General features: G+C 35.9%; 26 protein-coding genes and 1 rRNA gene. 12 read left to right on the top strand and 15 right to left on the bottom strand.

Going from position 1 to position 25301, the window contains the following annotated elements; genetic code table 11:
* Window positions 1–55 precede the first annotated feature (55 nt).
* Genes mnhG through WAX74_RS19285 form a run of 7 tightly spaced genes read right to left on the bottom strand, consistent with a single transcriptional unit; the run spans window position 56 to window position 5825 of the window.
* Window positions 56–421, bottom strand: a complete 366-nt coding sequence (gene mnhG, locus WAX74_RS19255; protein WP_336499285.1) for a monovalent cation/H(+) antiporter subunit G — start codon at window positions 419–421, stop codon at window positions 56–58.
* Window positions 405–686, bottom strand: coding sequence for a Na(+)/H(+) antiporter subunit F1 (locus WAX74_RS19260; RefSeq protein ID WP_053588518.1), 282 nt, complete (start codon window positions 684–686; stop codon window positions 405–407). Before WAX74_RS19260 ends, mnhG begins: the two co-directional genes overlap by 17 nt.
* Window positions 683–1162: a Na+/H+ antiporter subunit E gene (locus WAX74_RS19265; protein WP_336499286.1), complete on the bottom strand. Its 480-nt coding sequence runs from the start codon at window positions 1160–1162 to the stop codon at window positions 683–685. Before WAX74_RS19265 ends, WAX74_RS19260 begins: the two co-directional genes overlap by 4 nt.
* Window positions 1162–2595 carry a Na+/H+ antiporter subunit D gene (locus WAX74_RS19270; protein WP_413789001.1) on the bottom strand — a complete coding sequence of 478 codons (1434 nt, stop codon included), beginning with the start codon at window positions 2593–2595 and terminating at the stop codon, window positions 1162–1164. The genes WAX74_RS19265 and WAX74_RS19270 overlap by 1 nt, the downstream gene beginning before the upstream one ends.
* A gap of 46 nt (window positions 2596–2641) precedes the next feature.
* On the bottom strand, window positions 2642–2983 hold the full coding sequence (locus tag WAX74_RS19275; protein ID WP_336499288.1) for a Na(+)/H(+) antiporter subunit C: 342 nt from the start codon (window positions 2981–2983) through the stop codon (window positions 2642–2644).
* Window positions 2983–3405: a Na(+)/H(+) antiporter subunit B gene (locus WAX74_RS19280; RefSeq protein WP_336499289.1), complete on the bottom strand. Its 423-nt coding sequence runs from the start codon at window positions 3403–3405 to the stop codon at window positions 2983–2985. The genes WAX74_RS19275 and WAX74_RS19280 overlap by 1 nt, the downstream gene beginning before the upstream one ends.
* Window positions 3402–5825, bottom strand: a complete 2424-nt coding sequence (locus WAX74_RS19285; RefSeq protein ID WP_336499290.1) for a Na+/H+ antiporter subunit A — start codon at window positions 5823–5825, stop codon at window positions 3402–3404. Before WAX74_RS19285 ends, WAX74_RS19280 begins: the two co-directional genes overlap by 4 nt.
* Before the next feature lie 159 nt (window positions 5826–5984).
* On the opposite strand from WAX74_RS19285, the gene WAX74_RS19290 reads away from it, so the two are divergent.
* Window positions 5985–6545, top strand: a complete 561-nt coding sequence (locus WAX74_RS19290) for a DUF5366 family protein (protein ID WP_336499291.1) — start codon at window positions 5985–5987, stop codon at window positions 6543–6545.
* 140 nt (window positions 6546–6685) lie between these two features.
* Here the strand turns inward: WAX74_RS19290 and WAX74_RS19295 are convergent, their stop codons facing one another.
* Together WAX74_RS19295 and WAX74_RS19300 are read right to left on the bottom strand one after the other, a co-directional pair.
* Window positions 6686–8542: a transglycosylase domain-containing protein gene (locus tag WAX74_RS19295; protein WP_336499292.1), complete on the bottom strand. Its 1857-nt coding sequence runs from the start codon at window positions 8540–8542 to the stop codon at window positions 6686–6688.
* 70 nt (window positions 8543–8612) lie between these two features.
* Window positions 8613–9851 carry an MFS transporter gene (locus WAX74_RS19300; protein WP_336499293.1) on the bottom strand — a complete coding sequence of 413 codons (1239 nt, stop codon included), beginning with the start codon at window positions 9849–9851 and terminating at the stop codon, window positions 8613–8615.
* Between the two features lie 261 nt (window positions 9852–10112).
* Between WAX74_RS19300 and WAX74_RS19305 the strand changes: the two genes are divergently transcribed.
* Window positions 10113–10706 (top strand): peptidylprolyl isomerase, encoded by a 594-nt coding sequence (locus WAX74_RS19305; RefSeq protein WP_336499309.1) that lies wholly within the window; start codon window positions 10113–10115, stop codon window positions 10704–10706.
* A 16-nt stretch (window positions 10707–10722) separates the two neighbouring features.
* Window positions 10723–10935 carry a hypothetical protein gene (locus WAX74_RS19310; RefSeq protein ID WP_336499294.1) on the top strand — a complete coding sequence of 71 codons (213 nt, stop codon included), beginning with the start codon at window positions 10723–10725 and terminating at the stop codon, window positions 10933–10935.
* A 605-nt stretch (window positions 10936–11540) separates the two neighbouring features.
* On the opposite strand, the gene WAX74_RS19315 is transcribed toward WAX74_RS19310, so the two are convergent.
* Window positions 11541–12710, bottom strand: coding sequence for a MalY/PatB family protein (locus WAX74_RS19315; RefSeq protein ID WP_336499295.1), 1170 nt, complete (start codon window positions 12708–12710; stop codon window positions 11541–11543).
* Between the two features lie 76 nt (window positions 12711–12786).
* Between WAX74_RS19315 and WAX74_RS19320 the strand changes: the two genes are divergently transcribed.
* Entirely contained in the window at window positions 12787–13047 is a 261-nt protein-coding gene (locus WAX74_RS19320; RefSeq protein ID WP_336499296.1) for a DUF1871 family protein, read from the top strand.
* A 58-nt stretch (window positions 13048–13105) separates the two neighbouring features.
* On the opposite strand, the gene WAX74_RS19325 is transcribed toward WAX74_RS19320, so the two are convergent.
* Both WAX74_RS19325 and WAX74_RS19330 read right to left on the bottom strand, forming a co-directional pair.
* A complete protein-coding gene (locus WAX74_RS19325; RefSeq protein WP_336499297.1) occupies window positions 13106–13318 on the bottom strand; it encodes a helix-turn-helix domain-containing protein in 213 nt (70 codons plus the stop codon).
* A 93-nt stretch (window positions 13319–13411) separates the two neighbouring features.
* Window positions 13412–14749, bottom strand: a complete 1338-nt coding sequence (locus WAX74_RS19330) for a sodium-dependent transporter (protein WP_336499298.1) — start codon at window positions 14747–14749, stop codon at window positions 13412–13414.
* 143 nt (window positions 14750–14892) lie between these two features.
* Between WAX74_RS19330 and WAX74_RS19335 the strand changes: the two genes are divergently transcribed.
* From WAX74_RS19335 to yugI, 3 genes are all read left to right on the top strand, one after another.
* Window positions 14893–15081, top strand: coding sequence for a sigma factor (locus tag WAX74_RS19335; RefSeq protein WP_336499310.1), 189 nt, complete (start codon window positions 14893–14895; stop codon window positions 15079–15081).
* A gap of 78 nt (window positions 15082–15159) precedes the next feature.
* Window positions 15160–15282: a hypothetical protein gene (locus WAX74_RS19340; protein ID WP_336499299.1), complete on the top strand. Its 123-nt coding sequence runs from the start codon at window positions 15160–15162 to the stop codon at window positions 15280–15282.
* Window positions 15283–15446: 164 nt separating this feature from the next.
* Window positions 15447–15821, top strand: coding sequence for a S1 domain-containing post-transcriptional regulator GSP13 (gene yugI / locus WAX74_RS19345; RefSeq protein WP_336499300.1), 375 nt, complete (start codon window positions 15447–15449; stop codon window positions 15819–15821).
* Between the two features lie 300 nt (window positions 15822–16121).
* Here yugI and WAX74_RS19350 read toward each other — a convergent pair whose 3' ends face one another.
* Complete coding sequence (locus WAX74_RS19350; RefSeq protein WP_336499301.1) at window positions 16122–17429, bottom strand: sigma 54-interacting transcriptional regulator; 1308 nt, start codon at window positions 17427–17429, stop codon at window positions 16122–16124.
* 151 nt (window positions 17430–17580) lie between these two features.
* On the opposite strand from WAX74_RS19350, the gene pruA reads away from it, so the two are divergent.
* The 4 genes from pruA to WAX74_RS19370 all read left to right on the top strand — a co-directional run bounded on the left by pruA (window position 17581) and on the right by WAX74_RS19370 (window position 22959).
* Window positions 17581–19125: an L-glutamate gamma-semialdehyde dehydrogenase gene (pruA, locus tag WAX74_RS19355; protein WP_336499302.1), complete on the top strand. Its 1545-nt coding sequence runs from the start codon at window positions 17581–17583 to the stop codon at window positions 19123–19125.
* A gap of 65 nt (window positions 19126–19190) precedes the next feature.
* Window positions 19191–20384: an ornithine--oxo-acid transaminase gene (locus tag WAX74_RS19360; protein ID WP_336499303.1), complete on the top strand. Its 1194-nt coding sequence runs from the start codon at window positions 19191–19193 to the stop codon at window positions 20382–20384.
* Window positions 20385–20465: 81 nt separating this feature from the next.
* Window positions 20466–21710 carry a Glu/Leu/Phe/Val family dehydrogenase gene (locus tag WAX74_RS19365; RefSeq protein WP_336499304.1) on the top strand — a complete coding sequence of 415 codons (1245 nt, stop codon included), beginning with the start codon at window positions 20466–20468 and terminating at the stop codon, window positions 21708–21710.
* Window positions 21711–21795: 85 nt separating this feature from the next.
* A complete protein-coding gene (locus tag WAX74_RS19370) occupies window positions 21796–22959 on the top strand; it encodes an iron-containing alcohol dehydrogenase (protein WP_336499305.1) in 1164 nt (387 codons plus the stop codon).
* A 25-nt stretch (window positions 22960–22984) separates the two neighbouring features.
* On the opposite strand, the gene WAX74_RS19375 is transcribed toward WAX74_RS19370, so the two are convergent.
* The gene (locus WAX74_RS19375; protein WP_336499306.1) at window positions 22985–23974 is read right to left on the bottom strand and encodes a cation diffusion facilitator family transporter; all 990 of its coding nucleotides are present in this window, start codon (window positions 23972–23974) and stop codon (window positions 22985–22987) included.
* A 16-nt stretch (window positions 23975–23990) separates the two neighbouring features.
* A complete protein-coding gene (locus WAX74_RS19380; protein WP_336499307.1) occupies window positions 23991–24710 on the bottom strand; it encodes an MgtC/SapB family protein in 720 nt (239 codons plus the stop codon).
* A 467-nt stretch (window positions 24711–25177) separates the two neighbouring features.
* Between WAX74_RS19380 and WAX74_RS19385 the strand changes: the two genes are divergently transcribed.
* Window positions 25178–25301 (top strand): 16S ribosomal RNA (locus tag WAX74_RS19385); the annotation flags it as partial.

Genomic DNA, 25301 nt, shown 5'->3' on the forward strand with positions numbered 1-25301 from the left:
AAAAAAATAAGCTTTTGCAACCGCAAAATATTGCGTATTGCAAAAGCTTTTCTTATTATTGCTGCTGTTGTTCTCTTTTTTTCTTTACTACTTCAGCTAGATCGTCACGGACTGATTTATCCCACATTTTAACTCCAGATAAATAAGCAGCTCTTCCCATCATATGTCCGCCGACTGGGCCGGTAACGAAAAGAAAGATAATCCCAAGTAAAATGCGAGAGTTAAAATTACCTTCATTCAGCCAAAAGTGGAAAAACACACCTAGTAAAATACTCATAACTCCAAGCGTTGCACTCTTAGAAGCAGCATGCGCACGTGAATAGGCGTCTGGAAGACGTATTAATCCTATTGCAGTTACAAGGATAAAGATAGTTCCAAAGGATATAGTAGCAATTATTAGTATATTAGCTATTACGGTCACGTTGAATGATTACTCCCTTCTCCGTGAATTTAGAAAAAGCAACTGTCCCTATGAAGGAAAGGATTGCTAAGAGCAAAATAACCTCTAAGAAAAAGCCTGTATCAAATAGAATGGAAATAAGCCCTATCAACGAAATTAACCCAACTCCAATTGCATCTAATGCGATAACGCGGTCTGGTGTAGTTGGCCCTTTCACAAGGCGATATAAAAAACCTAAGAGCGATAGACTTATCAAGACAACGATAACCCATAAAAAGGTCGTCATGATTTGCTCACCTCCAATATTGCTTTTTCGAACGTATTTTGTATTGATTGGATTGCTTCATCTATGTCCTCAAAGTCAAGTGAGTGAATATAAAGGGTTTTATTATCATCCGAGATATCAATAACAATCGTTCCTGGTGTTAATGTAATGAGACTCGATAATAGCGTTATCTCCCAATCTTTTTCAAGTACAGTTGGCATCGCAAAGATTGCTGGACGAATAGGCATCTTTGGCTTGATAATTAGCATCAACACAGAAAAGTTAGAGAGCGTTAACTCTTTAAGAAATAATAGAGTAAGTTTTATTACTGCCCAAACTTTGTCTAAATAAAATCTGGAACTAAAAGACTTACGAAGCATCCACAACATAAGTAAGCCTAAAATATAGCCCACGATAAAAGTGGAAGGTTTAAAGGATACTGATAGGAACATCCATGTAACTGCAATCAATACATTCAATAATATTTGAAATGCCATTATTTCACCCCTCTAAACACAGCATCTGTATAAACAGAAGGATCTAGCAATACAGTTGCAGCATCCGACATAAACGGTACTAGATATTCGGAGCCGACACCATACAATACAGTGAGAGCAACTAATGTAACTGCTGGAGCCAATAAATGTCGGTACGTTTTTGGACTAATCGTATGCACAACTTTTTCTGCACCCCAGAAAGCATAGATAAAGATTCGGATAGCTGAAAGTAATACTATTAAGCTCGAAGCTAAAATGAAAACACTTTGCCAAATATGTCCTTCTTCAAAACCACCTTGTATAACTAAAAGTTTTCCGACGAACCCACTTAATGGGGGAATACCAGCTAGCCCAAATGCTGCAACTAAATAACTCCATCCTAATACCGGATAGCGCCTCATAAGTCCACCCATTTTTCGTAAATCGGAAGTGCCTGTAATTTTTATAACTATCCCTATTAATAAAAACAAAGCTCCTTTAATAAGGATGTCATGTATTAAATAAAATATTGAACCAAGCATACCACTATCATTCATTATAGACGCACCAAATAAAATTACACCAACAGCAATGACTATATTATAAATAATGATTTGCTTCACATCGAAATAAGCGAGTGCACCGATGCATCCTGCAACGATAGTGATGATAGAAATCACCATGAGCAGCTCGTGCGTAAAACCAACATCCGTCGTAAAGAACAACGAATAAGTACGCATAATCGCATAGACACCGACCTTAGTTAATAGAGCACCGAACAGTGCCAGGACGGGGACAGGCGGAGCAGAATAGGACCCAGGTAACCAAAAGAATAGTGGAAATATGGCTCCTTTAATGCCGAATACGATTAAAAATAGCACGGCAATCACTGTTACAATTCCTGATTGTCCTATCTCTTCAAGTTTTATAGAAATGTCAGCCATATTAAGTGTTCCGACTACGGAATACAAGTAACCAACAGTAATAACAAATAACGAGGAGGAAACGATATTAACTAGTATGTACTTAATAGATTCTCTTAACTGAACTTTTTCTCCACCTAACACGATCAAGACATAGGAGGACATAAGCAATACTTCAAAGAAAACGAACATATTGAAAATATCGCCTGTTGTAAATGCACCATTCACACCTGTCAGCATGAACATAATAGCTGGATAATAAAAAGCTTTTTCACGATCTTCACCAATGGAAGTATAGCTATACCATACAACGAAAATAGCGATGAGTAGGGAAGACAGGACTAATAAAACAGAAATCATATCAGAAACCATCGTGATTCCAAATGGTGGAGCCCAACTGCCAAGTGTAACAGTTTGAACACCATCTGTTTTTACTTTTATTAAAAGGACGATAGCTGAAGCCAGTGCCAATAAAAGTCCGATCATTACCGTAATTCTCTGTGCTTTTACTTTTTTTGGGAAAAACAACAAAATGGCTGCAAAAAGGAACGGTATGAGGACTGGAAATAATAATAAATTAATCATTGTCTTCTGTTCCTTTCATCAAATCCATATTGTCTGTACCAAGCTCTTTATATGTGCGATAAGCTAGTACTAATGAAAACGCTGTAACACCAAAGCTGATAACAATGGCGGTTAGTATTAAGGCTTGGGGAAGTGGATCAACATAATCAGTTATCCCTTCAGCTAAAACAGGAGCAGCTTTTCCGCTTAGGCCGCCCATTGTTAAAAGTAAGAGATGTGTTCCATGACTTAGTAAGCCCGTTCCAATAATTATGCGAAGCAAGCTTCTCGAAAGAATTAAATAAATGGCTGCCATGAATAGAAAGCCGATTAAAATGGACATTAATATTTCCATTATTCATCTCCCCCTATCATTTGGATGATTGTCATCGTTACTCCGACAACAACTAAGTATACGCCTGTATCGAAAAACATCGCAGTGTGAATCGATGTTTCACCAAGTAAAGGTAAATTAAAATAGTCATATACATGTGTAAAAAAAGGAACATTGAAGAAAATAGAACCAGCTGCAGTTGCTAAAGAGATTAACAAACCAGTTGCAGTTAGAACTGTATAGTTTATCGGTAGCATTTCTTTTACCGTTTTCAAGTCAAATGCTAATAATAATAAAACTATAGCACTAGACATCAACAACCCACCGACAAATCCTCCACCAGGTGTATAGTGTCCTGCAAAAAAGATATGAATGGAGAATAGAAAAATAATGAAAAATACTACTTTTGTGGTCGTTTGAATAATTAAATCATTCGTTTTCAACTTCTTCTATCTCCTTTCTTTTTTGCTAGACGAAGTGTAATCATTCCTATAATACCTAGAGAAGCAATCGTCAACACACTTATTTCAAACAAAGTATCAAATCCTCGATAATCTACCAAAATAACGTTTACAATATTTCCGCCACCTGCTTCTGAGTACACAGTTTCTTTATAATAGTCTGCTATAGATTCTTTCAGTTTTTGTGAATGAGAGGAGATAGCGATTAATGTAACCATTACACCTACTCCAAGAGCAATAAGGAAGTTACCAAGGCGGAAGCCTCTATCCTCTTTTCCTTTTTCATGCTTGTCCATTTTAGGCAGATGATAAAATGCTCCTAAAAATAATGCTACTGAAACTGTTTCAATTACTAATTGTGTTAAAGCAAGATCAGGTGCTTTAAAGATAATGAAGAATAACGCAACCGTGTATCCTACTGCTCCCAAAGCGATAATTGCTGTAAGTCTTGATTTAGTAACCAATATAGTAATAGTTCCAACGATTAATATAATCGAAATAAGTATCTCAAAGAAACGAATTGGTGCTAAGTTTTCAAAACTAATCACAAATGCATCTTTTATCCACATTGTTCCACCGAGTAATACGATGATCGCAGCAAACATGTATACCAAATATGAACGAATAGAACCAGTCATATACTTGGATGAAAAGCGATTAGCTCCTCCATCTGAAAGTCTCATTAATCCATCATACATATTGTTTAAAGTGAATTTTGTTGGCAACTTATCGTACACTGGAGTCCATTTTGGTAATATTTTATATAATAAAAAGCCAACTAAAAAGATTCCAAGTGTCATGTACAAAGCAGGCGAGTCAAATCCATGCCAAGCTTTAATTGTAAATCCAACCTCTGCAGGAACCTGATATGCTAAAGGCTGAATAGCTGCTACTGCCGGTTTAATAAATGTACTACCAATAAAATTTGGAACAAAGAAAATAACTATAACCAACGTAGCTAAAATTCCTGGTGAAACAAGCATACCGATTGGAGCTTCGTGAGCAGCTTTCGGTAATTGTTCCGGTTTATGTTTTCCACGGAAAGTATGGAATACAAAGTACAAGCTATAAACAAACGTAAATACGCTAGCTACCCAAGCGATTATTGGGATTAATATCCCCCAAGTATCCATCGCATACAAATCAAAATGTTGTAATTTTAATGTTGCGTCCAAGAACATTTCTTTACTTAAAAAGCCATTAAACAGGGGAACTCCTGCCATGGATAAGCTTCCAATTAAGGCAATCGTAAAGCTAATTGGCATTAAACTCATAAGTCCGCCGAGTTTTCGGATATCTCTAGTGCCTGTTTCATGATCAATAATACCTGCAATCATGAATAAACTTCCTTTAAACGTTGCATGATTGATCAAATGGAAGATTGCTGCAAATGTTGCGAAAGTAAATGTTGCAACTAAATCACCCGTAACATGGTAAGCGACAGAACCGATTCCAAGTAAAGACATGATTAGACCAAGTTGACTGACAGTTGAAAAAGCAAGAATCGCTTTTAAATCTGTTTGTTTGACAGCAAAGAAGGAACCCCATAAAAGTGTGATGATCCCCACTCCCGTAACAAGCCATATCCAAACCTCAGATATAGCAAAGATCGGAGTAAATCTTGCCACCAAATATAAACCTGCTTTTACCATCGTCGCAGAGTGCAGATACGCACTGACTGGAGTTGGTGCTTCCATTGCGTCAGGTAACCAAATATAAAATGGGAACTGAGCTGACTTTGTAAATGCTCCAAGTAAAACGAGAACAAGTGCCCAAACGTATAGATCCTGACTAGCTAGAGCAGGTGCTTGTTCAATTAGCTCACGAATAGAGAATGTATCTCCCATAATTCCTAGAATCAAGAAGCCCCCTAGCATCATTAATCCACCGAAAACAGTAATCATCATTGATTTAAGAGCACCAAATCGAGAACGATCTTTCGTATACCAATATCCAATTAGAAGAAAAGAGGATATGGACGTTAACTCCCAAAAGAAATACAAACTTATTAAATGATCTGACTGAACAACTCCGAGCATAGCAGTCATAAACATTAATAAATAGACGTAAAAATTACCAAGCTTTTCTTTTTTCTTGTTCATATAAAAGATAGAGTAAAGAACAACAAGTGCTCCTATACCTGTAATTAACAAAGAAAAAAGTAAGCTTAATCCGTCTAGATAAGAGATAAAGGAAATCTCGAGTGAAGGTATCCAAGGTAGTTCGTCCATATAGGTGGAACCCTTCATAATAGAAGGTATGTAGGTTGCATAAAAACAAACGAGTGCAACAGGTACAAGTAAAACAAACCAGCCGGTATGGATTGTAGAAACCTTTTTAAATAATAAAGGGATCACGAGCGCAACAATAATGGGTGCGAATATTGCAAAAACTAAGGACAAGGGAATCCTCCTTTCTAACTTATGTATTTAAATGCATCCCTAAAATTATAACGCAAATGTATTCTAATTGCATGGATGAAAAATAGATATCTACTTGCAGAATATACCTTTTCTTCGATATGATACAAAAGTATGGATACTAGAATAAGAGGAGAAGCTATGAAGAACCCCTATGTGTTTGGTTTTTTACCACTCATCACCATTTTGTTATTTAGTTTATCTTTTTCTATTTTTACAATGAACAAAGCAATAGATCTTTTTAGAGTAATTGGTGTTTATAGTGGGATGAGAGAGTTTTTATCCGATTTGGAATTGAAACTATTCTTACTTATTATCCTAGCACTTATTTATTTTATGCTATTTTCTGCACTAAAGTTGATTGCTGAAACAATACATGAGATTGGGATGTTATTATTCTCAAAAGACTTAGAAGGGAAGACTATTTCCCAAGCTCGTGGTGGATACGTCATCTTTTTTATTGGATCTTTTATTTCAGCATTCGGTTTTCAATCTCTTCAAATATTGCTCATCATTTTCATTGGTACAGCTTTCGTTTATTTTATATATGTCATATTTAAATTAAGCGGTTCCATGAGCATGTTGGGAACAGTAGGGTTAATCATGTTCGAGATTATGGTGTGGAGTCTATTTTTAGCTTTGGTGATCTATGTGACGATTAAACTTTATAATGGGATTGTGGCAAGTTTGCCGTTTCTATAGAACGAGACTAATTCATAGAGAAGTGCAACCAATTGATGCAAATGCGAGACCAATTAACCCAGAACCAAGACTAATTTAACTGAAACCGAGACTATTTCTCACAATAAAGAGCCATCTCAAGGTGAGATGGCTCTTAGTTATTAATTTCTCATTATTTTATTGAAAATAGAATGATGAATTTTTTTAGATTCGATTGTTTTCATATTTTTAGGCATGTCATAGCCAATCCATACAGCAGAGGTATACGTGTCTGTTAGACCAGCAATCCAATAATCATAATAGTCATTCGTTGTCCCCGTTTTAGCGCCAACATAGGAGGAAGGAATAGAGATTCCTTTACCTGTTCCATTTTGCACTACATCTGAAAGTAATCCTCTCATTGTTTGAATTGTTTTAGGTGACCAAACTTCTGTTTTTTCTTCATTCCATTCGTATAAAATGTTGCCACTTTTATCGGTAACTTTCCGAATTGCATGTGCAGGCTTATACATACCATCTATAAAACTACTATAGGCATCTGCCATTTCTAATACCGTCACACCATTGGTTAATCCACCTAATGCTGCAGCATAAGAATGATCTTCTTGTGTAATATGATTAAATTGGAACGGCTCAAGCTTTGCAAAGGCATTATCAATTCCAACAGTTTCGAATAACCGGACAGCAGGTGTATTATGACTGAAACGAAAAGCTTGCTTGATCGTTACATTCCCGTACAGAGCACCTCCATAGTTTCGAGGGCAATATGAACCAATACAGAGTTTACCTCCATTGATAGAGTTATTAGGAGTTAATGTAGTAGTTTCAAATAGCGGTGCGTAAACAAGTAATGACTTTAATGCTGAACCAGGTTGGCGGACTGCTTGATACGCACGATGAAAATCAAATTTTTTATACTCTTTTCCACCATATAAACTGATGATTTCTCGCGTTTCGTTATTAATGACCACAGATGCTGCCTGTAAGTTAGATGTTTTAGATAATAACTTATTTACATACTTTTCATCGTCAAGCTGTTTTACTGGCTCAAGTGCAGTATAAATTGTAACTCCTTGTGCTATAACATCATTCACTTTTGTTTGTAGTTCATTTTCTAAAAAGAGTTTTTGTTGTTCATTTTGGGCAGTTGCCATCTTCTTGGTATAGCCCTCTTTTAATGCAATCAGATTATTTAACTCTTCTAAAACATACGTGCTATAGGTAGGGTAAAGCTGTTTTTTGGTTTTTGTATGCAATACGATTGGTTCTGCTTTTAAGGCTTCACCGTTTTCCTCTGATATTTTCCCGTTTTTTATTAGAATATCTATGAGTAATTCCTGTCTTTTCTTGGTTGCATCAAAATTATCAATAGGATCATAGATAGTCGGGTTGTTAGGAATAGCGCTAATAAAGGCAAGCTCTGCTTCTGATAACTCATGTATAGGTCTTCCAAAATAGTAGGTTGCAGCTGCTCCAATTCCATATACCTGATTGCTAAAATATATTTCATTTAAATAATTTGTTAATATTTCTTCTTTCGTAGATTGCTTTTCCATTTCATAAGCATAAACAAGCTCTGTAACTTTTCGTTCATACGTTTTCTCAGTAGATAAATATCGGAGCCTTACTAATTGTTGCGTAATTGTACTAGCGCCTTGCTCTTTTGCATTGGCAGAAGCATTTGCAAACACAGCTCGAAATATCGCACTAAAATTAAAGCCGATATGATTGTAAAATTCTGTATCCTCACTTTGTATGTATATCTCCTGCGCAAACAAAGGTATTGACTCAAGAGGTAATGGATCCCTCCATTCAACATAATCCTCTGAAAAGATTTGTTCTTTTGAATCTAACAAAACGACAGGTGATGACAGGGGAGGGCTTGATAATTGAATGGATTGTTTTAAATCATCTTTGAAGGAAGTTGCGGACAATATTTCTGAATGGATAAAGGATGTTAACATCCATATTAAAGGGAAACATAATACAATAAGGAGAAACCCTATTACTTGTCGCATTTGTTGCACTCCAGTTCCTATAATCTAATAAAAAGAATAGCACACTTTCTATGTGAAAGTGTGCTCAATTTTAATTTGTTTGTTTGGCGTGAAGCTCTTCTTCTAATAAAACATCCTCAAAATCTTGGACTGGTTTTTTTCTCGCATAATAGATGATTAAGAAGCCAACTAAAAACAGTGAGCCAGTTACATAGAAAACGGATGATATTCCAATGTATCCACTGATAAATCCGCCAAACATTGGACCAATGATATTTCCTAAAAAGCGGAAGCTTGTGTTGTAGCCCATTAATTCACCTTGGACTTCAATAGGGGCTTCTCTTCTTATGAGTGCAGTAGTAATTGGGATTAGACCACCAGATGCAATTCCAAAAAGGAAGCGCAGGATGATTAATTGCCATAAGTCAGTCACCCATGCTTGGGGAACAATGAAAATTAAGGCCATGATGAGTAAAGCAGATAATATTTTTTCGTATCCGTGAGTATCCCCTAATTTGCCCCATGTTCTAGCAAATAGTAAACTACCGACTCCTGTTGCACTAAAGGTCACTCCTGCAAGTAGTGCGACTTCGCTTGAATTGGTCAGATGTGATACATATAAAGACAAAAGAGGTTGGATACTAAATAAACCTATTTGAATGAGAGAAGTAATCATTAATACATTTAGTATAAGTCGATGATGAAAAATACCTGAAATAACCGTTTTTCTAGAGTATTCATGATCTCCTTTTTTCTTTTCTCTTCTTATTTCATGCACGCCAAAAATAACTAGTAGTGCTGCGATAGAAACAGCGCTTGATGTAATAATGAAAGTATATTGAAAGCCGAATGTATCCGCTAAAAACCCACCGATTATCGGTCCAAATAATGTACCGGAGACACTTCCCATTTGGAGAGTTCCCATTGTTTTACCTGCAACTTTTTTGGGAGTTTGTGAGCTAATGAATGCCAATGATGTAGGGATGAATCCAGTAACCACTCCCATAAATAAACGAAGAACAAAAAATGCTTCAACAGATTGAACAAATCCCATTAAAAATACACTAATAGCAATACCAAAACCATTAATAATTAAAATAGGCTTGTACCCATATTTATCAGCAATTCTTCCCCAAATAGGAGACATTAAAAAAGCTGAAACAAATGTTGCCCCAAACACAAGACCTGACCATTTTTGAATATAGGCATCAGAAAAATCTCCCATTGTACTGATGTATAAAGATAAAAAGGGCATAATCATCGTCATTGTTCCTGATACTAAAAAGACAGAAAACCACATAATCATAAAGTTTCTTTTTTGTACGCTCACCCAAATCCCTTCTTTCTATTTGTTGCGTACCTTATAGTTCTCCTCATTATATGGTATTTTGTGTTACGAATAAAGTTAGATACTTTGTCACTGAAAATCATAATTCAATATGTTAGAATTATTTGGGGTGAATAAATCGTGAAAAAGATAATGTTATTATGTTTTATAAGTATTGTATTGATATTAGGGGCATGCGGTAGTAAAACAGAAAATAATACAGAAATCGAAGAAAAAACAACAGAAAATGTAGGAGAGAAAATTATGTATCCACAACTTTCATCAGAAGTTGCTTCAAATGAAGCTTTAGTTATTATGAATACGAATACATCTAAGGGACCAATTAAAATTAAATTATTCCCTGAGCTTGCACCTAAAACGGTTGAAAATTTTTTAACTCATGCTGAAGAGGGCTACTATGACGGTCTTATTTTTCACCGAGTTATAGAAGATTTCATGATACAAGGGGGCGACCCTACAGGAACAGGTACGGGTGGAGAAAGCATTTACGGAGAAGAATTCGAAGATGAGTTTTCTATGAACCTGTTTAACTTAAAAGGAGCATTGTCTATGGCTAATGCGGGACCTAATACAAATGGTAGTCAATTTTTCATTGTACAAGCATCAAGTGCTCCTGCAGAGGCTAAACAATTAGAAGACGGTGGATGGCCAGCTGAAATTGCAGCTGCTTATGAGAAAAATGGCGGAACTCCACACTTGGATCAAAAGCATACCGTTTTTGGACAAGTTATTGAAGGTATGGATATCGTGGACCAAATTGCAGTTGTAGAAAAAGATGAAAATGACAAGCCACTAGAAGACGTTACGATTGATTCTATTGAAATCGTACAAAAATAAATAGGGGAGTGTTTAGATGTTGCATTTTTTACAGCTAGGTTTTTTGTATTTATATTTCCCGGAAGATAAAACAGAGTATATTCCAGTGGTTATAGAATTAGTTGTTTTGGTTATTCTTTGTATTTTTGTTTTTAGATGGTTAAAGAGAAAATCTAAAAAAGATGCTGCTAAAGCTAAAGAATTAGAAGATAGAATTATGCAAGCGAAGAAGGAACAACTGGAGAAGTAACTTAAAATATAAATAAAAAAACAGTCAATATGGCCAATTCAGATTGAAGACAAACTTCCGAGTTTGTCTTTAATCTTTTTTCTTTTACTATAAATATAGATAGAAAATATATATATTTAGATCGTTGATCTACACTCCAGGCGGACGCTTTCCGCGGGCGGTCCGTGAGCCTCCTCGTCGCGAGCGCCTGCGGAGTCTCACCTGGACACGCTACCCCCGCTGGGGTCGCCGCCTTCCGTTTCAATCAACTGAATGCTTCCCATTAACAATCCAATCTACTCCATCACTACTTTCGAGGCGATGTACCGTACGATAAAAACAATTCAATGAACCGGAATGGTAATAAATGCTAATATTTGATTAATTCAAACCTCTAGACCATTTAGTGGGTAAACTAAAGCCTGCCATTGATTTTTCGTTTATTTTACAAAACCTCTACGGAGGAATAGAATGGTGTGCTATGGCAACAACCTATAGTGGTTTTAATAAATTTTCTATATCGAAGGCGCATATTAAATAACAAAAGGTATCGTGAGGACTTCCTCTCGATACCTTTTGTTGTCCATCTGAACCGTGTCCAATGGCTGTTTTTTTTATTTGTATAATTAAGAAAGTGCTTTAATAAATCTTGAAACTCCATCCTCTAGAGTAAGTCTTGGGCAAGCAACGTTCATTCTTAAAAAGCCTTCCCCTGCTTTTCCGTATTTCGTACCCGGTTCGAGTGCTAACTTTCCTTTTGTTAGAAGCAAGTCCATGATCTCTTTTTCTGATAATCCTGTATCTCGATAGTCTATCCATAGAAGGTAAGTTGCATCTGGTTTAGACACTCTTATTCCTTTTAACTTGGAAGTCAATTGTTCAACTACATAATCCATATTGGTAGATACAACCTCTAGTAATTCCTCGAGCCAAGGTTCACCTTGTTCATATGCTGCTTGAAAAGCTGTCAATGAAAATACATTTAGTTCCATTTGTCCTCGTTTTAAGGCTTGATGCTCTAATATTTTTCTTTTTTGTTGGTCAGGTACTATAATGGTTGCTGCTTGAATCCCAGCTAAGTTAAATGTCTTAGTTGGTGCAAAGAAAGTAATAATATTATTAATATTTTCTGCAACAGAAAGTATAGGTATATGTTTGTTTGGCTTAAACACGATATCTGAATGGATTTCATCAGATATTATGAGTACATTATATCTTTCACATAGGGCCACAATTTTAGTTAAATCCTCTTTGGTCCATACTTTTCCTCCAGGATTATGTGGACTACAAAGGATAAAAGCTTTTACTCCTAATGACAGTTTTTCTTCAAAGGCATCAAAATCGATTTCAAAAAAATTATTTTTTTCATTAAGCTTGCAAGTTTCTACAACACGTCCAAGTCGTTTAGGTACATGATTAAACGGTGGATACACTGGAGTATGTATTAAGATTTTATCTCCTTCTTCAGTAAATGCATCTATTACAGCAGCCATAGCAGGTATTACCCCTTGTTGAAACAATATCCATCTATTGTCTATCTGTAAGTGATGCTTTTTATTTAACCAATTTGTAAGTGCTTGTTTTGTTTCTTCGGGCACAATGTTATACCCAAAAACTGGATGTTCCAATCTCCTATGTAATGCATCGATAATAGTGGAAGGTATAGCAAAGTCCATATCAGCAACCCACATTGGAAGTACATCTGATGCATCTTCTATCGAGTAAATCTCCTCTAACAAATCCCACTTTTCCGAATGTGTATTACGTCTCTCATAAACGGTAGAAAAATCAGGCAATTTAATTACCCCTTTCAATTTGTAATTATTATGTTATTATAACCCTAACTAATAAAAATTAATAAGGTGAAAAATCATGGACACAATTGAAATGAATCGAAAAGCACTTTGGACATTACAAGAATGGGACCCATTTAAAATTGGTGTCGATAGTTATGACGCTGAAGCTGCAGATGTAGTTGCAGATCTTCAAAGCATCGACCATCCATCTGAATTGGCTAAGCGAATTCAAACCATTTATGAACATTCATTCGAACAATGGATACCACTTGAAAAGTGCGTAGAAATTTCATATAAATTGATTGCATTAAAATATGAAATGAAATGTATTATTTAAGAATAGTAGTTTATAGAGGAACAAATAAAAAAGCTTTCGGTTAAAAAACCGAAAGCTTTTATTCGTTTTGCAAGCCATCTACTAAATTAGAGGCTGGTACTTCTAATGCGTTTGAAAGTTTTAATAATGTTTGGACAGAAGGAGTTTCACTTCCGGCTTCATAAGCCTCTAACTTTGAAGCTCCTATTGTTGCCTTGTGAGCAAGCTCTTCTAAAGAAATATTTCGTTCTTCTCGCAATTGACGTAATTGTATGTGAAGTTCTTGTTTCATCGTTATATCCATCCTTTCAAAGAAGTACTAGGTATAACTATATTATAGCACAAACATTTTAGAACAACATTTTTCAAATAGCCTAAAAATTTCTTAGATAAATAACTTCATTACTCCCTGAATGAAGACGATAATAATTGCTATTGGAGCGGCAAAACGTACTATAAACCTCCACGTATTCAAGAGGAATTGACTTACCTTCAAGTCATTTTGTAGTTCTGATTTAGTAAGGACATAACCAGCAAAAAGAGAGATGAACAAAGCTCCTAATGGCAGCCCAAAGCTACTTGTAAAAAAGTCTGCAAAATCGAAAATGGACATTCCTAAAATGTGTGTCTCAGAAAGCATCCCAAAAGACAAAGCACTAGGAATACCTATTAAGAAGATTAAGAACCCATATACCCATGCAGCTTTTTTTCTACGCTCATATTTTGACTTAATGCCGATTGATACAACAATCTCTAACATACTGATTGAAGAAGTTAACGTAGCAAAAAGTAACAAAACAAAAAACAATATTAAGAAGAATTGTCCAAATATTATTTGCTCGAAAACAGCGGGTAAAATTATGAAAGCTAGACCAGGTCCTGCGTCTGGTGAAAATCCAAGGGCAAAAACTGCAGGGAAGATAACAAGTCCAGCCATTATGGAAATACCAATATTGAGAAATGAGACACTAAGAGCTGAATTGCCTAATCTAGTCTCTTTCGGTAAATAGGAAGCATAAGTAATCATTCCCGAAACACCAACGCTTAAGGTGAAGAAAGCTTGCCCTAACGCAAGTAGAGCTGTCTCCCATGTGAAATAAGACCAGTCGGGTACAAATAAAAATTTAACTCCTTCCATTGCACCTTCTAAAGTTAAAGAGCGAACTGCTAAAACCAAAAAGAATATTAAAAGAAGTGGCATCATCCATTTACTAGCCTTCTCTATTCCTCCCTTAATTCCACCCGATACAATCCATATAGTTAGAAAAATAAAAGCTCCTTGTCCAATTATTACTTCCCATGGATTTGAAATGACATTATTAAATAGATCCTCATAGAAGGTTTCACTTGTTCCGTTCATGCTAAATGTAATAGCTCTTACTAAATAAGATAAAATCCATCCCCCGACAACACTATAAAAAGATAGAATAATCATAGAAAAGAAAAATCCAGACCATCCAATTAAAAACCATGGTTTTCCAGGAGAAAGGTTTTTAAAACCAGTCACTGCGTCTGCTTGTCCTTTTCTTCCTATAATGAATTCTGCTAATAAAATCGGTAGTCCAATTAATAAAGTGCTCAAGATAAACAGTAATACGAAAACACTACCACCATTTGTGCCAGCCATATATGGAAATTTCCAAATAGCACCTAAGCCGATTGCACTTCCAGCCGCTGCTAATACAAATCCGATTTTAGATCCAAAATGATCACGCTTTGCCAAAAAAATTCCTCCTTTACGACAACTGTCTAATTGTACACGAGGTTTACAAGGAAATGTATACAAACAAATGAAACATTCGTGAAATATCTTTCGTATCACCAATATTTAGAGAGCGAGGGGGAGCAATTTCTGAAAATGAATTAATCGAGCGAGCGCAGCAAGAAGTCAAAGATGCATATACAGTTCTTTTCCTAAAACATCATCGTACAGTTGAAAAGTTTGCTTTTCAATGTGGTGTCAAAGTGAATGATATTCCTGATGTTACCCAGGAAGTGTTTGTAAAGTTATACCGTTTTTTGCATCAATTTAAACGCGAACGTTTTACTACTTGACTACTGGAGGATCGGGAAACAAAGTACGAACTGTATATTAAAGATGATTCGTACGTCCAAATACCAAAAGAAGAATATATGAGTGCTCCACATCAACAAATTAAAGATATTCGTAAGGAGTTTACTTCGTTCCATTTTGAACAACGTACTGATGAAAGTGGGTATGTAGTTTTAACACTCGCTCCAAATCGTACATTATAGTTACAAGATTACAATAATTGGTTTTGCTGTTATTCAAACAGATAACGGCTGGCGAGCTGCATTTACGCCCACTCAGTGAATTTTGCCCGCTCTCTTTCAATTATGTTATAATTTAACATGACCATAAGGGTAGATGCGCATAAGAGAAATCGGGAGTGAACAAAATGAATAACGAATATAAGGTAGGAGATGTTGTCACAGGTAAAGTTACTGGAATTCAACCATATGGAGCGTTTGTTAGTTTAGACGAAAATACACAAGGTCTCGTGCATATTTCTGAAATTACTTACGGCTATGTAAAAGAAGTCGGTGAATTTTTAACTGTAGGCCAAGAAGTAGAAGTAAAAATCCTAGAAATAGATAGTGAATCTGGAAAGATCAGCTTATCTATACGTGAACTACAAGAAAAACCTTCTATATCTAAAAAAGAGGATAAACCAAGAAAGTCTCTACAAGCTCGTGTTGATGAGCATGATGAGGAAGGATTTAACACATTAAAAGAAAAGCTTGCAGAATGGATTAAGCAATCCATCCAATAATAAAGGTGATTCCTTTCGTTGTATAAAAACAACTTTAGGAATCACCTTTTTATTAATAGGATTGGACATTCGTATTCATTCATTATTCAAAAAATTATTAACCAGTTTCCAAACGTTGCAAGAGGGTGGCGAACAAAGCAAGTAAATGCACTGATGAAAAGCATGACTCAGTCTCTGGTGAACATTTCAGACAGTGGTTTTAGAAATAATGGAGCAGCATCTATCTATAAAAAAGCGTAGAGCACCCGAAATTGTATTTTCGGGTGCCGCTCTCCAGGTCAATGGGCGCTTGCGCTTTTCTTACAGTTTCATTTTTCTGCGACGATATTGTAAGTTTTGACGACTCATTCCTAATGCTTCAGCCGCCTTTGTTACATTGCCATCATATTTGTCTAATGCTTTTTGTAAATAATATCTTTCTGCTTCCCGCAAATATTCATCCAATGGCAATAAATCTTTCTCAGCTGTGAATACAAAATCCTCTGCTTTCTTAGTTGACTCATTGAAATCCTGAACCTTCAACTTAAAATGAAGTGGGAGCATATCAAATTTAAGCACTTGTTCTGTAGTAATCATGGAGCTAATTTCATCTAAAAGTAGTTCAAGCTCTTTTAGGTTACCTGGCCATTCATACAGTAAGAATGCTTGTATGACATCATCTTCTATTTTATTAATCGTAGAGCCATATAGGTTAAAATATCGTTTAAAATAATCGTTCGTAAAAGGTAAAATATCTTCAGGTCGTTGACGGAGTGGCTGAATTGTAATGGCAACAGATGCAAAATAATAATAAAGTTCTTTATTTAATTTATTCTTTGCTATTAAATCTACTGGATCTTCACCAATGCTTGCGATAAATAAATTATTTCCATCTTTATTTGAATTTAAAATATCTAAAAGCTGTTTTTGCAATTCGAGGGATAATAAATCAATTCTTTCACAAAATATTGTACAGTTTGAGATATGTTCAAGTTCTTTCTTGAATTTATTAATTAAGTGAATATCTGAACTATGGCAAAAAAGGGAAATAAATTGATTGTTAGCTGGAGAGAGCTCATTGTGAATTCCTTCTGCTATTAAATCTTTACCAGTACCAGCTTCCCCGATTAATAATACAGGCATTCGAACATGGGCAGCTTTAATAGATCGCTCCAATACCGCTTGCATGGATGGAGAAACCGCAGTAATGGTAGAAAGGGTGATTTGTTCGTTATACCTTTTTAATGGTTGATAAATTAATCTCTCAAGAGCAGTAATATCTCGAGAAAATTCAATAGCCCCGATAAGTTCATTATTAGCCAAAACAGGGTATGTATCATTTATAGTCGTTATCTCCTGCCCATTACGATTCCAATAGGTTTGTTTAACGCGTAATACTGGTTTTCCACTATGGAGGACCTTTAATAATGTACTTTCATGCTGTTCAAATTGGAAAAGTTCTAAAATGGAACGATCTTCTACATCTACAGAATTTAATCCTTCAATCTCTTTCATTTTTTCGTTATATATTACTGTTTTTCCACTCGTATCAACTGCGTGAATGCCAATAGCTACTTGCTCGGCAGCAAATTTATAATAAGGAAAAAGGTTTTCATTTTTCTCGTTCATATGGCTCACCTCAAAAAAAATTTAACATTTTTATAATTTAACACTTGAAAAACGCAACAATCTTTTGCATTATTATATATGTAAACAGATTAAAAGAGCAAATAATTTTTGCACTTAAATAATTTGCACTAAATTTAAAGGAGGATTTTCCATGATCGATTATAAACATGAAGCATTTACAGACTTCTCTAAAGAAGAAAACAAAAAAGCAATTAAAGAAGGCTATAAAGTAGTTGAGGCTTACCTTGGAAATGAATATCCATTAATCGTTGGTGGGGAAAGAATTACAACAGAAGGTAAAATCACTTCTTATAACCCAGCAAATAAAGAGCAGGTAGTTGGTGTTGTTTCAAAAGCAACTCAAGAAATCGCATCTAAAGCATTGCAAATTGCAGATGAAACATTTAATACATGGAAAAAAGTAAAACCTGAAGTACGTGCAGATGTGCTTTTCAAAGCAGCGGCTATTATTCGTCGCCGTAAATTTGAGTTTTCAGCTTTATTATCAAAAGAAGCAGGTAAAACTTGGGTTGAAGCAGATGTAGAAGTTGCAGAAGGAATTGACTTTTTAGAATTTTATGGCCGTGAAATGCTACGATTAAAAGATGGAGCTCCAGTACAAAGCCGTCCAGGCGAATATAACCGTTATGACTACATTCCATTAGGTGTTTCAGTAGTTATTTCTCCATGGAACTTCCCATTTGCAATTATGGCTGGTACTACAGTTGCTGCAATGGTAGCAGGTAACACAGTGCTATTAAAACCAGCTTCAACTACTCCAGTTATTTCTTACAAATTTGTTGAAGTATTAGAAGAAGCAGGTTTACCTGCAGGTGTAGTTAACTTCATCCCAGGTTCAGGTGCTGAAATAGGTGATTTCTTAGTTGAACACCCACGTACTCGTCTAATCAGCTTTACTGGTTCTCGTGATGTTGGTCTAGGAATCGTTGAAAAATCTTCTAAATTAGCTCCAGGTCAAATCTGGATCAAACGTTCTATCTTAGAAATGGGTGGTAAAGATACAATCGTAGTTGATAAAGAAGCTGACTTAGAATTAGCTGCTCAATCTATTGTGAAATCTGCTTTTGGATTTAGCGGTCAAAAATGTTCAGCTTGTTCACGTGCTGTAATTGTTGAAGATGTATACGATCAAGTAGTGAGCCGTGTAGAAGAATTAACAAATAATTTAACTGTTGGTGTTCCGGATAGTGATGAGCACTTCGTTGGACCAGTTATCGATGGAGGCTCATTCAAAAAAATTATGAGCTACATCGAAATTGGTAAAGATGAAGGACGTTTAGTTACTGGTGGTACTGGTGATGATTCAAAAGGATTCTTCATCCAACCTACAGTAATCGCTGATCTATCTCCAACTGCTCGTATAATGCAAGAAGAAATCTTTGGTCCAGTTGTAGGTATTACAAAAGCAAAAGATTTCGACGAAGCAATCGAAATTGCAAACAACACTGAGTATGGTTTAACAGGAGCTGTTATTACAAATAACCGTATGAACTTAGAAAAAGCTCGCGAAGATTTCCATGTAGGAAACCTTTACTTCAACCGTGGATGTACTGGTGCGATTGTTGGATACCAACCATTTGGTGGATTCAACATGTCTGGTACAGATTCAAAAGCTGGCGGTCCAGATTATATCCAACTTCATATGCAAGCAAAAACAACTTCTGAAATGCTTTAATGTTTACAGGTAGACTCATCGTAATGTGAGTCTACCTATTATCTGGAATAGAAGGAGAGTATATTATGACAATTTCACAAGAGATCATTGAACAAACGAATAAGTTCGGTGCGAATAACTATAATCCACTTCCAATCGTTGTTTCTGAGGCGGAAGGTGTTTGGGTAAAGGATCCAGAGGGTAATAAATTTATGGATATGCTTTCTGCTTATTCTGCAGTAAACCAAGGACATCGTCATCCAAAGATTATTCAAGCTCTAAAAGATCAAGCTGACCGTGTTACATTGACTTCACGTGCATTTCATAACGATCAATTAGGTCCATGGTATGAAAAAGTAAGTCAATTAACAGGTAAAGACATGGTATTACCTATGAATACTGGTGCTGAGGCTGTTGAAACAGCATTCAAAGCTGCTCGTAGATGGGCTTACGATGTTAAAGGTGTAGAAACAGACAAAGCAGAAGTGATTGCATGTAACGGTAACTTCCATGGTCGTACAATGGGAGCTGTCTCTTTATCATCAGACCCTGAATACAAACGTGGATTTGGACCAATGCTTCCAGGTATCAAATTAATACCTTATGGAGATTTAGAAGCTCTTAAAGCGGCTATTACACCAAATACTGCTGCATTTTTAATCGAACCAATTCAAGGTGAAGCTGGTATCATTATTCCTCCAGAAGGATTCATGAAAGCTGCACGTGAATTATGTCGTGAAAACAATGTATTGTTTATAGCGGATGAAATTCAAGCAGGCCTTTGCCGTACTGGTAAAATGTTTGCGTGTGAGTGGGAAGATGTAGAGCCAGATATGTACATCTTAGGTAAAGCACTTGGAGGCGGGGTGTTCCCGATTTCATGTATCGTTGCTAACAGTGATGTACTAAGTGTATTTAACCCAGGTTCACATGGTTCAACTTTTGGTGGTAACCCAATGGCATGTGCTGTTTCTCTTGCTGCTCTTGACGTATTAGTTGACGAAAAACTAGCTGATCGTTCACTTGAACTTGGCGAATATTTCGCTAATGCATTAAAAGAAATTGATCATCCTTCTATTAAAGAAGTTCGCGGTCGTGGATTATTTATTGGTATGGAGTTGACTGAAGAGGCACGTCCGTATTGTGAAGCTTTAAAAGAACTAGGATTATTATGTAAAGAAACACATGACACAGTAATTCGTTTTGCACCACCACTAATTATTTCTAAAGAAGAGTTAGATTGGGCAATGGAAAGAATTAAAAAAGTATTTACAAAATAATAATTTGTAGACAATATTCTACAACTATATGTTACAATTGTTCCGAAGAAATCATTATGAATTAAAGAGGCGAAATATCAAATGGCTGATAATTTAAACCTGTTTACATCAACACAGGCTGTAATTCACGAGGCATTGCAAAAATTAGGTTATGACGAAGCGATGTATGAACTACTTAAAGAACCACTTAGAATGTTGGAAGTACGTATCCCAGTTAAAATGGATGACAATACAGTAAAAGTATTCACTGGATACCGCGCACAACATAATGATGCAGTTGGACCTACTAAAGGTGGAGTTCGATTCCATCCTGGTGTAACCCCTGACGAGATGAAAGCTCTTTCTATGTGGATGACTTTGAAAGCTGGAATTGTTGATCTTCCTTATGGCGGTGGTAAAGGTGGAGTTGTATGTGATCCACGTGAAATGTCTATGGGAGAAATTGAACGTTTAAGTCGTGGATATGTAAGAGCAGTTGGCCAAATCGTTGGACCGACGAAAGATATCCCAGCGCCAGACGTTTTCACTAATGCTCAAATTATGGCTTGGATGATGGATGAATATAGTCGTATGGACCAATTCAACTCTCCAGGATTTATTACTGGTAAACCACTTGTACTTGGTGGATCTCAAGGTCGTGACCGTGCTACTGCACAAGGGGTAACAATCATTATTAACGAAGCTGCTAAAAAACGTGGCATTGATATGACTGGTGCACGTGTAGTTATTCAAGGTTTCGGTAACGCTGGAAGCTTCCTTGCAAAATTCTTACACGATCAAGGTGCAAAAGTTATCGCTATCTCAGATGCTTACGGTGCTTTACATGATCCAAATGGTTTAGACATCGATTATTTATTGGATCGTCGTGATAGCTTTGGTACAGTAACTACTCTATTTGAAAATACTATTTCCAATCAAGAATTATTAGAATTGGATTGTGATATTTTAGTACCTGCTGCAATTGAAAACCAAATCACTGCTGACAATGCTCATAATATTAAAGCTAATATCGTAGTAGAAGCTGCTAACGGTCCAACAACTACAGAAGCTACTAAAATACTTTACGATAGAGGAGTTTTATTAGTACCGGACGTTTTAGCAAGTGCTGGTGGAGTAACTGTTTCTTACTTTGAATGGGTTCAAAATAACCAAGGTTATTACTGGACTGAAGAAGAAGTAAATGACAAACTTGTTTCTAAAATGGTAGACGCATTTGAAAATATTTATGAAGTAGCTACTACTCGTAATATTGATATGCGCTTAGCTGCATACATGGTTGGTGTACGTAGAACTGCTGAAGCATCACGTTTCCGTGGTTGGGTATAAACCTTCTTATAATAAGTTAAACCGCTTGTAAATTACAAGCGGTTTTTTTATGATTAGAAAAGATACAAAGAAGGAGGATATGTGGATGAATGCGTTTTCTTTTTATAATCCTGTTAAATTAATTTTCGGAAAAGGTCAATTAAGCAAGTTAAAGGACGAGTTATCACTATATGGAAAGAAAGTACTGATTGTATATGGCGGGGGAAGCATTAAGAAAAATGGATTATATGAACAAGTAATTTCTATTTTAAATGAAGCTAATATGGAAGTATTTGAATTAGCTGGAGTGGAGCCTAATCCAAGATTGTCTACTGCTAAAAAGGGTGCGGAAATTTGTAAGAAAGAAGGAATCGAAGTAATTTTAGCTGTTGGAGGGGGCTCAGTAATCGATTGTACTAAACTAATCGCTGCTGCTGCGAAATATGAGGGAGATCCTTGGGATTTTGTTACTAAAAAAGCTTTTCCAAAAGAAGCGTTACCTTTTGGTTCAATATTAACATTAGCAGCCACTGGCTCCGAGATGAATGCTGGTTCTGTCATTACCAATGAAGAAACACAAGAAAAATATGGATGGGGTCATCCCCTTGTATATCCTAAATTCTCTATACTAGATCCAGTTAATACATATACAGTACCATTAGACCAAACTGTATATGGAATTGTTGACATGATGTCTCATATGTTTGAACAATATTATAATAATGCTTCCAATACACCTGTGCAAGATGAGATGATCGAAGGGGTACTACGCTCTGTTATTGAAGCAGCTCCAAAACTTATAGAGGATTTGGAGAACTACGAACTACGTGAAACCATTCTATTTGCAGGTACATTAGGATTGAATGGCTTCCTGCAAATGGGCTATGCAGGTGACTGGGCAAGTCATAATATTGAGCATGCTGTGTCTGCAGTGTATGATATTCCACATGCAGGTGGATTGGCAATTATTTTTCCAAGATGGATGCGACATAATGTATCAGTTAATCCAGAGAGATTTGCAAAATTAGCAACTAGAGTATTCCATGTAAACCCTGAGGGCAAATCGGTGGAAGAGGTTGCGCATGAAGGTATTGATCGGTTAGCTGAGTTTTGGGCATCGTTAAATGCTCCGACAAACTTAGAACATTATAATATTGACGAATCCAAAATTGATTTAATGGTAGAAAAAGCAATGGTTAACGGAGAGTTTGGGAATTTTAAAAAGTTAAATGCAGAGGATACAAAAGCCATACTTACTGCTTCCTTATAAAAAAAACACATGACTGAGCCATTGCTCAGTCATGTGTTTTTAATGCTGTGTGTGGATCTTTATGATGTGTCCACTTTCTAATACCATCATCTTCATCAAATGCAATAGTAACGTCTGTAACACTTTGTTGATTTAAAATAAGTTCTTTCAATACATCATGAATATCATCTACTTGCGCAAAGGTGAGTGTAGGATCTATTTCAGCTACCAAATCTACGTGTAAGAACTCTCCTTCTTTTATAACTTCTAATACCTTTATGTCTTTTACATCTTTGTTCTCAGAAACGATGTGTGCAATATGGACAAGCATCTGTTCATCTGTTTCACCCAAAGCACCTCTAGCGTTATCAAGAAAGACTTTGCCGACAACATAAAACATCATAAGCCCGATGAGTACAGATGCAATGCCTTCTGCTTGTAAGAAACCTGTAAAGTAGGATATTAAAACTGCTACAAATGCAAGCACACCACCAGTAGTAGCAACTAAATCTTCCATGAAGACAAGCTTCGTTGCAGGTTTAGCACGTTTTAAGTGAATAAAACTTGTAGAAAGAGGCGCTAAAAATCCACCTTTTACTCCAACTTCATGTAAGATTTCTTTTCCGGCTTTGTAAAGAACAAAAAGTTCTAAGAGGATACTAAAACCTAATACAGCAAGACTGATTGCTACACCAGTAGAAGCTGCAGGGTGTTGTATATGATGCCAACCTTCTTTAATGGTTTCATATGAAAGAATACCAACTATTATAACTGCTCCTAGACATACTAAGTTTATTAAACGGCCGAAACCATTTGGAAAACGAGGGGTAGGAGCTTTTTTAGATAATGCGGAACCAAAAAATACGAAATATTGGTTAGCAGCATCTCCTATTGAGTGCATCATTTCCGCGAACATGGCAACATTCCCTGTAAAAAAGAATGCAACACCTTTTACAATTGCAATAATTGTATTAACAATTGCTGCAAGAAAGGAGGATTTATTTCCACCCTTTAATAGTTTGAAAAATCCACTCATATTATCGCTCCTTTGGCTAGATAGATTCAACTTCTATACGTTCTATGAAGTCTTCTTGTTTCATGGTGTAATAAAACTCTACTGTATTTTTTTTTGTAAGTATAGACAGCCGCATTTCAATCTCGTGCTTTATAACATTATTCTCTAAGATAATATCTTTAATACGAATACTTTCTATATATACCCCATTTTCTTTTAAATAGTGATAGCACTTTGTAATATCTTCTTTATTCGGTACTAACACCTTCAATGATAATTCTCTTGATCGTAATCGTTTAGGTCCGATTTTAGTAAGAAGGGGAGGAATCAGTTCTATTCCTATTAAAACAATACAAACAGATAAAGCGGCTTCAATATAAAAACCTGCCCCAACCGCAATACCAATTCCAGCAGCTCCCCATATCATTGCAGCAGTAGTCAGTCCGGTAATACTATCATTTCCTTTTCGTAAAATAACACCTGCCCCTAAAAAACCGATACCACTTACTATTTGTGCCGCAAGGCGAAGAGGATCCATTGTGATATTAATTCCATCTCGAGGATTTGCAGTATAGGCAGATTCAATGGAGATATACGTTAACAGACAACTAAATGTTGCAATCACTATACTCGTTTTTAAACCAATCGGTTTCTTCTTTAGTTCCCTCTCTATCCCAATTATTAAACTTAATAATGCTGCCAAACATAATTTTATTATTATTTCAGTGTCAATTAAATAATGCTGAAAAAAATCCATCCTTCATTCCCCTATCTATTTATTCTGTATATAATGATATGTAGAGATTTCTAATTTAGATATACAATACCTTAAATTCCTAGCACACTAAACTAATTTTGTTAGGAGTAGGTGAGCTTACATAAAAGACCCTAATAGTAGAAAAGAAAATTAAATGATAAGATATAAAACTTTTTTAGAAAAAGGGTTGATTTTTGTTTAATGAGTAGGTATACTAATACTTGTCCTTCAGAACGACAGTCAAACAACTTAAAAAAGTTTTTAAAAAAGTATTGACATCGTTATTGGAAGAAGATATAATAATAAAGTCGCCTAAACGAGACGACAACATGAACATTGAAAACTGAACATGCAAAACGTTAAGACATATAGCTTGATAGACTAGCTTCGGTTAGTCAGAGAGTAAACAATTTTGACATCATTTAATGATGATGCCAGCAAAACAAAATGAGCTTTTTAAGTTTTCTATTATGGAGAGTTTGATCCTGGCTCAGGACGAACGCTGGCGGCGTGCCTAATACATGCAAGTCGAGCGGATGAAGAAGAAGCTTGCTTCTTCTGATTTAGCGGCGGACGGGTGAGTAACACGTG

The organism is Psychrobacillus mangrovi (assembly GCF_037104765.1).
GTDB lineage: Bacteria > Bacillota > Bacilli > Bacillales_A > Planococcaceae > Psychrobacillus > Psychrobacillus mangrovi.